Origin of the sequence: Pedobacter paludis, from assembly GCF_003173575.1 — a bacterium.
Classification (GTDB): Bacteria; Bacteroidota; Bacteroidia; order Sphingobacteriales; family Sphingobacteriaceae; genus Pedobacter; species Pedobacter paludis.
This window is the reverse complement of sequence record NZ_QGNY01000006.1, coordinates 252870-265838: the sequence shown is the minus strand read 5'-3', so window position 1 is coordinate 265838 and position 12969 is coordinate 252870. Positions and strand designations below refer to the sequence as shown.

Genomic DNA, 12969 nt, shown 5'->3' with positions numbered 1-12969 from the left:
GAATGATTAAAAACCCGATCCGCACTTTATTTAAAACCTCTCTTCTCATTTGTTTTTCTTTGACGGCCAATTTTTTACAGGCACAACAAATATTCAGTACCAATAAATATCCGATTACGGATTTCAGACAACCTTTAGATATTACGCCTCCTGCCCTAGCGGGATCTTTTGGTGAAATTCGCGGCAACCACTTTCACTCGGGTATTGACTTTAGAACCAACCAACGGGAGGGCTACCCGGTTTATGCGGTTGCCGATGGTTATATCTCTAGATTAAGGGTTCAAAACAGCGGTTTCGGCCAAGCGCTTTATCTAAATCACCCAAATGGTTTTACAACTGTGTATGGACATTTACAGCGGTTTGCCCCTAAAATCGCAACAATTGTTAAAAATCTAGAATACGAAAAGAAATCGTTTGAGATTGACGAATTTCCTGACGCAACTTTAATTCCTGTACATAAAGGCGAAGTTATTGCATGGTCTGGTAATAGAGGTAGTTCTGGCGGACCGCATTTGCATTTTGAAATTAGAGATACAAAAACCGAGGAAACCATTAATCCACAGTTTTTCGGGATTTTAATTCCAGATAATATTCCTCCGGTTATTCATGGCTTATATGTTTACCGCCTCAATGGAAAAACCTTTAATGAATCTACTCCAAAACAAGCAATAGGCATAAGTGGTGCAAATGGCAGTTATAAAACCAATGCCCCTGTCAGTTTAACTGGCGAAGTAGGATTTGGAATTGTAACAACGGACCGACATAATGGTTTATCCGGAACCAACGGCGTTTATTCCATCCAACTAGAGTTAGATGGCAAAATGGTATACACATCTGCGCTGGAGCGTTTTGCTTTTGAGGATAGCAAGGCCATTAATTCACATATCGATTATCCTACTTATTTAAATACAAAAAGAAGTATACAAAAGAGTTTTGTTGATCCCGGAAATCCATTAAAAATTTATAGTGGACTGGTAAATAGCGGAAGAATCAATTTTAACGATGGTGCAACTCATCAACTTCGCTACATCATTACCGATTCAAAAGGAAACTCATCTATACTACCTTTTACGGTTAATGCAGGCTCTGCCCCGATTGCCACACCAGTAGTTCTGCCAGGTACGATTTACCCTTATGGAAAAGTAAACGAGTTTAATGCTGAAGGTGTTAAAGTGATTTTCCCACAAGGAACATTGTACAATGATCTTAACTTCACCTATAAAAAATTACCAAAACCAGCTGGAAACGCATGGTCTGCCACACATCAAATCCATAATAGATACACACCGCTTCATATTGGTTTTGATTTGTGGATTAAAGCCGATAATCTTCCGGAAAGCTTAAGAAGTAAAGCTTTAATTGTGAATTCCAATGGATCGTCGCAAGGTGGATTTTTTGAAAATGGCTATGTAAAAGCAACACCGAAAAATTTTGGCAGTTTTTATATTTCAACAGATACGATTGCTCCGAGAATTATTCCGGTAAATATTGCAGATGGAAAGAGTATGGCAGGTTTGTCGAAAATGTTTTTCAAAATCAGCGATAACCTTTCCGGCATTAAAAGTTTTAATGGCTACATTGATGGGCAATGGGTCTTAATGGAATTCGATACCAAAACCGCTACACTTTGGCATAGTTTCGATGATAGAACCGGCGCTGGCAAGCATACCTTCGAGCTCGTGGTTACAGATATGAAAGAAAACACCAGGCATTATAAAATTGCATTTTCTAAGTAATGAGCTGCTCTTTGTTTATAAACCCGGTTGACGCGGATACCGGCCGGTGCTTAAGGCCTGCAGGCGTATGAGCAAAAAACGGGACGAACGTTAAAATGAAATACCGGTCTTGCTTTTCAAAATAATAAAAACTAGAAAATCTCTTTAATACAAGTTAAAGTCATATTTTATTATCGATTGAACAGTATAATGGGTTAAACTGTTTAACTTGCAAAATCATAGATTTACATATTAAAATTAAACATATGGCAGAACTAAGTGAGGGCGATCAAGCTCCTGCAATTACATCAAAAGATCAAACCGGAAATGAAGTTTCGCTCAGCGATTATAAAGGAAAAACGGTGGTACTTTATTTTTACCCGAAAGATGATACGCCAGGCTGTACGGCCGAAGCTTGTGACTTTAGAGATAATTACCAAGGCTTACAGGCAAAAGGAATTGTGGTATTGGGCGTAAGTGTTGATGATGAAAAATCGCATCAGAAGTTTGTAACCAAACACAGCTTGCCTTTTATCTTGTTGGCAGATACCGATCAGAAAATAGTTAATGATTATGGTGTTTGGGCAGAAAAAAACATGTATGGCAAAAAATATATGGGCACCGTTCGAACAACTTTTATTATAGACGGGGAAGGTAAAATTGCCCACATTATTAAAAAAGTTGACACCAAAAACGCTACTCAGCAAGTACTCGATTTAATCAATAACTAATTATGATATAGCAGTTAAAATATTAACTTTGCTATGTAACAACAACCTCTTATTTTAATGAAACATACAATTAAAGAGCTAGAAGATATTGCCTCGCAAATTAGACGAGATATCGTAAGAATGGTTCACGGATGTCAATCTGGCCACCCAGGTGGTTCACTTGGTTGTGCCGATTTTTTTACTGCCTTATATTTTGAGGTGTTAAATCATAAAAAAGAATTTAGCATGGACGGTATTGGAGAAGATTTATTCTTCCTTTCTAACGGACATATTTCTCCAGTATGGTATAGTACATTGGCGCATGCTGGCTATTTCGATAAAAGTGAATTGGCAACTTTCCGTAAGTTAGATTCTAGATTGCAAGGACACCCAACTACACACGAGCATTTGCCGGGAATCCGCGTAGCATCGGGTTCATTAGGTCAGGGTATGTCTGTAGCGATTGGTGCCGCGTTAACCAAAAGATTAAATGGCGATAAATCTTACGTTTTTACTTTACATGGCGATGGCGAGTTGCAAGAAGGGCAAAACTGGGAAGCCGCAATGTTTGCACCATTCCACGAGTTGGATACCTTAATTTGTAGTGTAGATTATAACGGCCAGCAAATTGATGGTCCAACTAAAAAAGTACTTTCCTTAGATAGCTTACAGGCAAAATTCGAGGCTTTCGGATGGCATGTAATCAATACCGATGGTAACGACATGCAAGCTATTGTTGAAGGTTTGCACTATGCTAAAACATTAACCGGAAAAGGTAAACCAATTTTAAATTTAATGAGCACACAAATGGGTGCTGGTGTAGATTATATGATGGGTTCTCACAAATGGCATGGTACAGCTCCAAACGATGAACAATTGGCTACAGCTTTAGCACAGTTACCAGAAACTTTAGGAGATTACTAAACTAGATGTGAGATAGTAGATGTGAGATTTGAGACCATTAGTGGCCAATATCCATCATCTAAAATTTCATATAAATATTAAAATAGATTTGTGACAATAGATATAGATTAGGCTATATAGCGTTTGATCTCCCATCTAAAATCTCATATCTCATATCTAAAAAACAATGAAAAAATATACTTATACAGAGAAAAAAGATACACGTTCGGGATTTGGTGCTGGCTTACATGAAGCAGGAAAGAAAAACGAAAATGTGGTTGCATTATGTGCCGATTTAGTTGGATCGCTAAAAATGGATGCCTTTATTAAAGATTTTCCAGAGCGTTTTACTCAAGTTGGTATTGCAGAAGCCAATATGATTGGTATTGCTGCAGGTATGACAATTGGCGGAAAAATTCCTTTTACCGGAACTTTTGCAAACTTTTCTACAGGCCGTGTTTACGATCAGATTCGTCAATCTGTAGCCTATTCAAATAAAAATGTTAAAATTTGTGCATCTCACGCGGGTTTAACTTTGGGGGAAGATGGTGCAACACACCAAATTTTAGAGGATATAGGTTTAATGAAAATGTTGCCGGGAATGGTGGTAATTAATCCTTGTGATTATAACCAAACCAAAGCGGCTACATTGGCAATTGCGGAGTACGAAGGCCCGGTTTATTTACGTTTCGGTCGTCCGGTTATTCCTGTATTTACGGATCCTGATCAAAAATTTGAAATCGGTAAAGCTTGGATGGTTAACGAAGGCACGGATGTAACCATTATTGCCACTGGCCACATGGTTTGGAAAGCAATCGAAGCTGGCGAAAAATTAGCAGAACTAGGTATTGATGCAGAAATTATAAATATCCACACGATTAAACCTTTGGATGATGAAGCAATCTTAAAATCAGTAAAGAAAACCGGATGCGTTGTAACTTGTGAAGAGCATAACAAATTTGGTGGACTTGGTGAAAGCGTAGCTCGTTTATTAACTACAGAACTGCCAACCCCACAGGAATTTGTTGCAACAAATGATACTTTTGGCGAAAGCGGAACACCAGATCAATTAATGTCTAAATACGGCTTAGATGCGGTTAACATTGTTGAGGCTGTTCAAAAAGTAATCGGCAGAAAAAAATAGAATTAAAAATTACTACAAAGACACAAAGCACACAAAGTAAATAGCCAAAACTTTGTGGTCTTGGTGTCTTCGTGGTTTATAAAACAATCGTCCTTAATGAAACAAGTTGAAGATTCGGAAATTCTTGCCATGTTTGCCGTCGAGAAAACTCGGAACGAAGCCTTTAACCTGCTTTTAAAAAAATATCAGCAAAAAATTTATTGGCATATCCGAAGGTTAGTCCTTAATCACGATGATTGTGATGATTTGCTTCAGGAAGTATTTGTTAAAGTTTGGAAAAATCTGGAGAAGTTTAGAAGCGATTCGCAACTTTACACGTGGATTTACAGGATCGCTACAAACGAATCTATTACATTTTTAAACAAGCAAAAACAGCGAAACAATACTCCGTTGGATGAAGTTTCATCAGAACTTGCAGATAATCTTGTGGCTTCATCATATTTTAATGGCGATAAGCTCGAACTAAAACTTCAAAAAGCGATTCTTACCTTACCCGAAAAACAAAGAATTATCTTTAATATGAAATATTTCGACGATATGAAATATGAAGAAATTTCTGAAGTACTCGGAACATCCGTAGGTGCTTTAAAAGCATCATTTCACATTGCAGCAAAAAAAATTGAGGCAATTATAACAAATGATGAAATAGACTATTAAACCTTTTGATCTTAATTGTATCATATATCTGTGATGAACGAAAATATAGAAAATAACGATTGGATAAACGAAGCTCCTGCTCTTGCGGCAATGGGGAAACGCAATCCTTTCTCCGTTCCTGATGGATATTTCGAAAATTGTGATGAGGCTATCTTTTCTTCCATTTTTATAGATGGAGTAAAGCAAAATACAAAAAGCAATAGTTTTGAAGTTCCTCAAAATTATTTCAAAGAATTAACGGAACGCATAGAAACAAACGTAACATTAAGTCAAATTGTAAAACCTGAAAATGCTTTCGCTGTTCCAGAGAATTATTTTGATACGCTACAAGATCGAATAGCAAGTAAAATTGCAACCACCGAAGTAAAAAAAGAACCAAAGATTATCCCTTTATGGAGAAAAAGCTTTGTTAAATACGCAAGTGCCGCTTGCTTTGTTTTAATGGCATCTTTCGGATTTTATTTCTATCAGAACAATGCATCAACGGAAACACTTCCAATACAAACGGCAGATTTTTCTACAGAACAAATGTTGTACGATATTGATGAGAGTACAATTATTGAGCATATAGAATCCCAAAATGTTAACTCATCGGTAACCAATGCCAAATCTGCGTCAGATACAGATATGGAAAACTACATCCTGAACAACTACTCTTCGAGTGATTTAACTCAGGAATTAAACAATTAATTAAAATGAAGAATTTATTTTTCGCCACCTTATTATTTTTATTACCCACAATGCTTTGGGCCCAAAGGCCTAAAGTTGAGGAAATAGAATCGCTTAAAATCGCTTATTTCACACAAAAACTTGATTTATCTCCTGATGAAGCCAAGATTTTTTGGCCAATTTATAACGAAATGCAACGCGAACAATCGGCTTTGCGCAAAGAAAGAATGCAAAAAATGATCTCTTTTAGAAAAACTACTGAAATTGATAATTTAACTGATGCGCAGGTACAAAGTTTAATTACCAGCGAACTTGATTTTAGACAACGAGATCTTAACTTAGAAAAGAAATATTATAACAAGTTTAAATCTTCCTTACCGATTAAAATAGTTGGGAAGTATTTTAGAGCTCAGGAATCATTTAAGCGAGAGTTGCTTAACCGATATAAAGGCGGACCGAAATAACAAAAAAGACTTAGTTAAACACTAAGTCTTTTTTGTTATTTAATAGACATAGAAACATTTAGCATAACATATCTTCCAAGAATGGAAGATGAATATTTAGAAGAGGAAATTTCATTGATATTAACATTGGTGAAAGCTTTAAGATTCGCTAAGTTTTTTCCTTGTAGACTATATTTAAAACTCCCCTTAATGGGGTTAAATTGAAATTCCGTATTAATTAGACTAAAATTTTGATTATTCATTCTATATATATTGTAGGATGAAAAATTCAAAATTTTAGGGCTAATTTTGAATCGATATTCGAATATATATTTGTAAGCATTGCTTTTTGCTACCAAAGCTCCTTCACTATTTGTTTTATTCAACAGCAATTCGGTACCGATTCCAAAATTGATTGGCAAACCAAAACCGGTATTAACTTTAGTATTAATCGAATGATTTATTGAAGTGTATTTTTTTGCATCACCGTCAAACTGACTATAATAATTTGATACAGATGGGGCATAATTTGCTGATATACTAATAGCCAAAAAGGGAATAAATTTTTTAGTATTAATATTTGCGTTAAAAGTTTTAATGCCTTTGTAGGGTTGCTTTTCAGAATAGTTTAATGTGTTATCAAAAAAGTTTGTGTACAAAAATCCATACCTACTATAACCTCCATTTACTGAAATATTAAAGTTGAAATAGCTGTTGACAAAATCATTTAATCCATAATTCAAGCTAACAGAATGATTGTTGTAATTAAAAAAATTTGTTAAACCACTGTTAAAATTCCGGATATCTGTTAAGATGTAACTTTTATAATATTCAATAGGTTGAGGATTATTATTCCTATAATTATAATTTAAAGATAGGTTCTGAACTTGGTTAAGTTTGTACGCAAAAACAATATTAGGCTCAAGTATTAAATATGTACTATCCTTATCCATATTTTTTAAAAGTTGTAAGGTAGATTTTAATTGAGCTATAACTTTAACCGTCTGGTTATCATACACATATTTTGAGGTTAAATAAGTTTGATTTATTTTAAAAAGATTATTATTAACATAATCTTCCCCTATTGAAGTGTTATTCGCATTGAGCAAATTTGAGTTTACTTTGAACTGATTTATTTCATTTCCGATATTGAAGTACAAAAAACTTGTATGGTATCGTTTCAATACTTCGGCATCTATTTTTAATTTAAAGTTTTGATTATTTACTTCTTGCGAAAGATATGTTGAACCATTAAAAATTGGTATATCACTATATAAGTTTGAACTTACATTATAGCCTTGATTTACATTATCTGCAAGAATCCTTGCTGAGAATAGGTAAGCCGTTCGCATATTTGCCTTAATGGTGTACTTTAATTGTCCATTAAGTGTTCGGTTTAAATCCCGTTGGTTTTGTAAAACACTATCCCCAATGATATTGTTGTAAATCGAAAATGCCGAACTGTTAAAGCTTTTGGGTTCTTGCTTATAAGTAAACTTTGCCCAAAAGCGAGCATTCTTTTTCACTAAGTAATCTGCACTGAAATCTGCTTTTAAGGTTTTATTTAAACTCTGTCTGTGATCATTATCTTCAATATAAATTGCATTAGGTGGAAAGTAGGTATTTAGCAATGAGGTTTCCCCGTTCAACTTACTCCATAAATAAAAGAGCGAATAGTTAATTTTTAACCGATCACTCAGTCTTGTTATGGCATTTAAACTTCCTTGTGTAGTATTGTTAATAGTGTAAAGTTTATCATCGAATGGATTATAAGTCCCTATTTCATGCTTTATAATTTGATTGTTTCCTGTAAGTTTTCGGTTTTCATCAGCCAAATCTAAAATATTACTGTTAGATTCGCTGTTTAAATTATTATGATTTGCAAAAGCAAAGGCTTTAGTTTTATCGATAAATGAAATTAGATTGGTAGACAGCTGGCGTCTATCGTTAGTACCCAAACCACCATCTAAGCTTCCAATAATTTTACGAGCTTTTTTATTTTTTACTTTTAGATTTAAAACAATATCATCACTGTTAATAATACCTTTAAGCAAATCATCTTCTACATAATGATCTAAAGCTTGTACTTCTTCTATAAATTCAGGTTTAAGGTTTTTAGTAATGGCTTTGTAGCCCTCACCTGTTAAATCATCACCTTCCAGCAAAACTTTACTAATTCTTTTCCCCTTAAAAAATATAGTTCCGTCTTTGTTTACCTCCATGCCAGGCATTTTCTTTATAACGCTTTCTAGGTTTCTATCTTCTGGGCTGATAAACCGAAGAACATTATATTTTGTAGTATCGTTATTTACCTCTACTGCTGGTGGCGCTTTTATATAAATTTCATCAATTTGGTTTTTATCTTCAACCAAATTGAAGTTGTATTTATATTCTTTACCAATTAAAACACTTCTATTAACGATTATTGTATCTCTTTTATAACCAATGTACGAGGCAATTAAAAAAAATTTATCTGACTGATCTAAAGATCCAGAAATTGTATAATTACCATTTTCGTCTGTAAAACCGTAGAAAAGCAAATCATCGTTAAATGTTTTTAATTGTATAGAGGCAGATGGCAAAATTTGACTACCAGACTGTATATTACCATTGATTTTTGCAATTTGGGCAACAGCAAGATTACAAATACTTAAACTAAAAAGAACTAGAATAAAGAATTTTAACATTAAAATTTTTCTTGTTTTGATGGCAAAACAACAGTTGGCGATGGATAATCCCCTTCCTTACCAGTTTGTACAACCCTAGCCATTTTTTGATATGCCAAAACCTTTTTATTTAATAACATTATGTATTCTTTGTGGGTAATTGGTTCATCTTTTAAATAACTGGATGGAACCGAAACAATATTTTTATCTATTTTTGTTTTTAAATCGATGCCCGTTAGTTCATAGGTGAAAATTTTCTTATCATCATTTATTTTAATGATAAGACCCGGCAATCCACAAAATTTCCAAGGGCCATTTTGTATAGGGATATCGTTTGCAAACCAGGCTTCATATAACCTACCTCTGAAATTTAATTGTGCCTTTGTACAATTAAAATTTAAAATTTTTCTTTTTTCTTTAGTGATTATCCACTTAAAATTGAGCAAAGTATCTTTAACTAGTCTAGTTTTTATGCCAATATAGTCTGACAGAAGTAAAGTTTTCTTTTTAAAATCCTTAAGAATAAAAATAGGTCGTCCCTTTACAATTTCAATTATTGTGTTATCATCCAAGTCTTTAGGAGCAACACTTTTGTCAAGACCGATTTGGAGAGATTGATTATTGCTTATATATAAAATTGAATTTGTTGTATTTGTAGAGTTTGTTGCAGGATCTGCGATTGTCAACTTATAATTGATTGTTGCTGACAATTGAGCATTCACACAACTTGAAAAAAGCAAGAAGACTAAACTTAGTTTAAAGACTTTATTTTTGAATGACTTCATTATTTCGTGTTTAATATATTTAATATAATAACACTTTTCCAGATTACTCTGAAAAAGTGTTAAAAGCAATTAATCTTCTTGGCACTCAGCTTGTAATTCCCTTGCGTTTGCCATTGCTTCAGCACAGGTATTTCCATAAGCTACGTAATCGCATATATGATTACCTTGTGCATCATATTGCATAATTGTTGCTCTACAAAGAAATAAGCCATTTTCTGTGCTTTTAATTAAAACCGGGATGCTACTCGCAAATGTTCCTATGCTCATTAAGCACATCATGGCAGCAAATAATAGTTTTTTCATTTTGTTTTTTGTTTAAGGTTAATTTTTAATTAATTACCTCAAACCTCACCGATTAAAAGCTAAAATAATATTTTTTTCACCAACAGCTAATGAAATGACATGAATGACAAACGAAGTGACACGAATGACATATTTTACCTTAATAATTATTTTAATACAATTATTTTTTGTTGTATTTGGTTAAATATATAATTTTGTTACAATCATTCCTTAAATAAAGATATCCAATTTTAACGCTCAACTAAGGAATAAAATATGAACACTTGTATTGCTATTGATGATGAATTTTCAGCTTTAGAACTTTTAACTGACTACATAGCTGAACAGCCCCAGCTTAAATTACTAAAAACCTATACCAACCCATTAGTTGCCCTAGCAACCATAGAAAAATCCGTAAACCCTATTGATATTGTGTTTTTGGATATACAAATGCCTGAAATGAATGGTTTAGAATTAGCCAAGAGAATTAAGAATAAGGTTAAAAAGTTAGTATTCACCACTGCATATGCCAGCTATGCCATTAATTCTTATGAGCTAGATGCTGATGATTTTTTATTGAAACCAATATCAACAACAAGGTTTAAACAAACCACCCAAAAATTGCTCAGTATGCTTAACCCAGTTATACATCAAAATGCAAAAGAATTTATTTTGGTAAAAAGTACAGTACAACGTAACCAATTTATAAAACTGAATATTGCTGAGATCATAGCAGTAGAAGCGCAAGAGCGATCAACTAAAATTTTCACTAAGACTGGATCGACCTCTTCAAATTCCAGTTTATCTGAAATATTAGGCTTACTGGATAGTGAGATAGGGTTTTCTCAAGTTCATCGATCATTTATCATTGCTGAAAAGCAAATAAAGATTCTGGAACGTTCATATATTATACTTAATAATGATTTGAAAATTCCAATTGGTAGAAAGTATGCTGGATTTTACGATGTGATGTCAAATAAAAACTAGAATAAATATCATTTACGTATTTTTGCATCATGCTAACACAACGTCAGTTGTTTTTACAACATAATGCACAAACCTCTCCTGAGCCTCTTTTATTAGAATTTGTAAGCGCAAAAGGAATATATATTTACGATTCATTAGGCAAAAAACACATCGATCTTATTGCCGGCATTGGGGTAAGTAATGTTGGTCATTGTCATGCATCGGTGGTTAAGGCCATTCAAGCACAGGCAGAAACCTATATGCATTTAATGGTTTATGGAGAATATGTTCAAAGTCCGCAGGTAAATTTTGCGAAAGCGCTGGCAGACATTTTACCCGAAAGATTAAGCTGTACCTATTTTTTAAATTCTGGAACCGAAGCCGTAGAAGGCGCCATGAAGTTGGCCAAACGTTATACGGGCAGAAAAGGTTTTATTGCCTGCAAAAATGCCTATCATGGCAGTACACAAGGTGCAGAAAGTTTAATGGAAAGCGATTTCTATTCATCTGGTTATGGCCCGTTTTTACCGAATGTTAGTTTTATAGAGCACAATAAATTAGCAGACTTAGATAAAATCACTGCAGAAATTGCAGCCGTTTTTATCGAGCCCATTCAAGGTGAGGCTGGGATTAGAGTGGCCGATCTGGCTTACATGCATGCTTTAAGGACAAAATGTAACGAAACAGGAACATTGCTTATTTTCGATGAAATTCAATCGGGTTTTGGTAGAAGCGGAAAAATGTTTGCTTTCGAACATTATAACGTAGTTCCAGATGTTTTGCTGTTAGCTAAAGGAATTGGAGGTGGAATGCCCATTGGTGCGTTTATAAGCTCACTGGAAATTATGTCGGTTTTATCGCACACTCCAATCTTAGGACATATGACAACCTTTGGAGGACATCCAGTTTGTTGCGCAGCGGGCTTGGCAACATTGCGAATATTAGTTGATCAGAAAATAGTTGAAGAGGTAGAAGAAAAAGGCCTACTCTTTAAAAAACTGCTAAACCATCCTGCCATTAAAGAAATAAGAGGTAAAGGCTTAATGCTTGCTGTAGAATTTGAAAGTTTCGAAATCAATAAAAAAATTATAGATGCCTGTATTTTAGATGGCCTTTTATCTGATTGGTTTTTGCATTGTAGCAATTCCATGCGCATTGCGCCTCCATTAATCATCACCAAAGAAGAAATTGAAGAAGCCTGTTCAATCATCCTAAAAAATATTAACTTCGCTTTAGGGTAAAAGATTAAAGAGCAAAGAACATGGACCAAAGCTTAAAATGGCCTTTTCAACTGGTCATGATACCTGACATTAAATACTATACTTACTACTAAAATGAATGTACTAATCGTTGAGGATGAGAAAAGCCTAGCATTGGAAATGGATGAATTCTTAAGCAATGAAGGTTTCATAGTTGAACATGCCTGGAAAAAATCCTCGGCAGAGGAAAAGATTTTTGTAAACAATTATGATTTCATTTTATTGGATCTAGGCCTACCGGATGGTGATGGTTTTGAAGTTCTGAAACAGCTAAAAGCAATAAAAGATCGAGATGATGCCGTAATCATTTTAACGGCCAGAAGTGCTGTGGACGATCGCATTAAGGGTTTAGACGAAGGTGCCGACGATTATTTGCCTAAACCTTTTTCCTTGAATGAGCTTTTGGCAAGAATGCATGCCATTACAAGAAGAAAACATAAACTGGAAAAAAACGAAGTAAACATTCATAATTTTCTCTTGAACATTCAAAATAGAACTGTTTCCTTTGGCGAAGAAAGATTAAACCTCACTAAAAAAGAATTCGAGATTTTCAATTACCTGGTATTAAACAAAAATCGGGTAGTTTCTAGAATGAGCTTAACAGAACACGTTTGGGGCGACATTTTAGAAGTAAACTCTGATTCGAATTTTGTTGATGTTCATGTTAAAAATTTAAGAAAGAAACTGGCTGCTATAACACCGATCGATTGGTTTGAAACTGTGAGAAGCATTGGGTACAGAATAAATTGCTAGCTATCCAATAAACCAAT

Annotated in this window: 13 protein-coding genes; 10 read left to right on the top strand and 3 right to left on the bottom strand. The window is 34.2% G+C overall.

Features of this window, described 5'->3' with window-relative positions; all coding sequences use genetic code 11:
* Window positions 1–2 precede the first annotated feature (2 nt).
* From DF947_RS17240 to DF947_RS17210, 7 genes are all read left to right on the top strand, one after another.
* Window positions 3–1736 (top strand): M23 family metallopeptidase, encoded by a 1734-nt coding sequence (locus tag DF947_RS17240; RefSeq protein WP_109931290.1) that lies wholly within the window; start codon window positions 3–5, stop codon window positions 1734–1736.
* 245 nt (window positions 1737–1981) lie between these two features.
* Entirely contained in the window at window positions 1982–2446 is a 465-nt protein-coding gene (gene bcp / locus DF947_RS17235; protein WP_109931289.1) for a thioredoxin-dependent thiol peroxidase, read from the top strand.
* A gap of 57 nt (window positions 2447–2503) precedes the next feature.
* Window positions 2504–3349 carry a transketolase gene (locus tag DF947_RS17230; protein ID WP_109931288.1) on the top strand — a complete coding sequence of 282 codons (846 nt, stop codon included), beginning with the start codon at window positions 2504–2506 and terminating at the stop codon, window positions 3347–3349.
* Between the two features lie 166 nt (window positions 3350–3515).
* On the top strand, window positions 3516–4472 hold the full coding sequence (locus tag DF947_RS17225; protein WP_109931287.1) for a transketolase family protein: 957 nt from the start codon (window positions 3516–3518) through the stop codon (window positions 4470–4472).
* 96 nt (window positions 4473–4568) lie between these two features.
* Entirely contained in the window at window positions 4569–5129 is a 561-nt protein-coding gene (locus DF947_RS17220) for an RNA polymerase sigma factor (protein ID WP_109931286.1), read from the top strand.
* Between the two features lie 33 nt (window positions 5130–5162).
* Window positions 5163–5819 (top strand): hypothetical protein, encoded by a 657-nt coding sequence (locus DF947_RS17215; protein ID WP_109931285.1) that lies wholly within the window; start codon window positions 5163–5165, stop codon window positions 5817–5819.
* Window positions 5820–5824: 5 nt separating this feature from the next.
* Window positions 5825–6262 carry a hypothetical protein gene (locus DF947_RS17210; protein WP_109931284.1) on the top strand — a complete coding sequence of 146 codons (438 nt, stop codon included), beginning with the start codon at window positions 5825–5827 and terminating at the stop codon, window positions 6260–6262.
* A gap of 35 nt (window positions 6263–6297) precedes the next feature.
* On the opposite strand, the gene DF947_RS17205 is transcribed toward DF947_RS17210, so the two are convergent.
* The 3 genes from DF947_RS17205 to DF947_RS17195 form a co-directional block, all read right to left on the bottom strand.
* The gene (locus tag DF947_RS17205; protein ID WP_109931283.1) at window positions 6298–8928 is read right to left on the bottom strand and encodes a peptidase associated/transthyretin-like domain-containing protein; all 2631 of its coding nucleotides are present in this window, start codon (window positions 8926–8928) and stop codon (window positions 6298–6300) included.
* Window positions 8928–9692, bottom strand: a complete 765-nt coding sequence (locus DF947_RS17200) for a GLPGLI family protein (protein WP_109931282.1) — start codon at window positions 9690–9692, stop codon at window positions 8928–8930. Before DF947_RS17200 ends, DF947_RS17205 begins: the two co-directional genes overlap by 1 nt.
* A gap of 69 nt (window positions 9693–9761) precedes the next feature.
* Window positions 9762–9995 (bottom strand): hypothetical protein, encoded by a 234-nt coding sequence (locus DF947_RS17195; RefSeq protein ID WP_146202935.1) that lies wholly within the window; start codon window positions 9993–9995, stop codon window positions 9762–9764.
* 255 nt (window positions 9996–10250) lie between these two features.
* Between DF947_RS17195 and DF947_RS17190 the strand changes: the two genes are divergently transcribed.
* From DF947_RS17190 to DF947_RS17180, 3 genes are all read left to right on the top strand, one after another.
* Window positions 10251–10961: a LytR/AlgR family response regulator transcription factor gene (locus DF947_RS17190; protein ID WP_109931280.1), complete on the top strand. Its 711-nt coding sequence runs from the start codon at window positions 10251–10253 to the stop codon at window positions 10959–10961.
* Between the two features lie 29 nt (window positions 10962–10990).
* The gene (locus DF947_RS17185) at window positions 10991–12181 is read left to right on the top strand and encodes an aspartate aminotransferase family protein (RefSeq protein WP_109931279.1); all 1191 of its coding nucleotides are present in this window, start codon (window positions 10991–10993) and stop codon (window positions 12179–12181) included.
* 93 nt (window positions 12182–12274) lie between these two features.
* On the top strand, window positions 12275–12952 hold the full coding sequence (locus DF947_RS17180) for a response regulator transcription factor (RefSeq protein WP_109931278.1): 678 nt from the start codon (window positions 12275–12277) through the stop codon (window positions 12950–12952).
* Window positions 12953–12969: the final 17 nt, after the last annotated feature.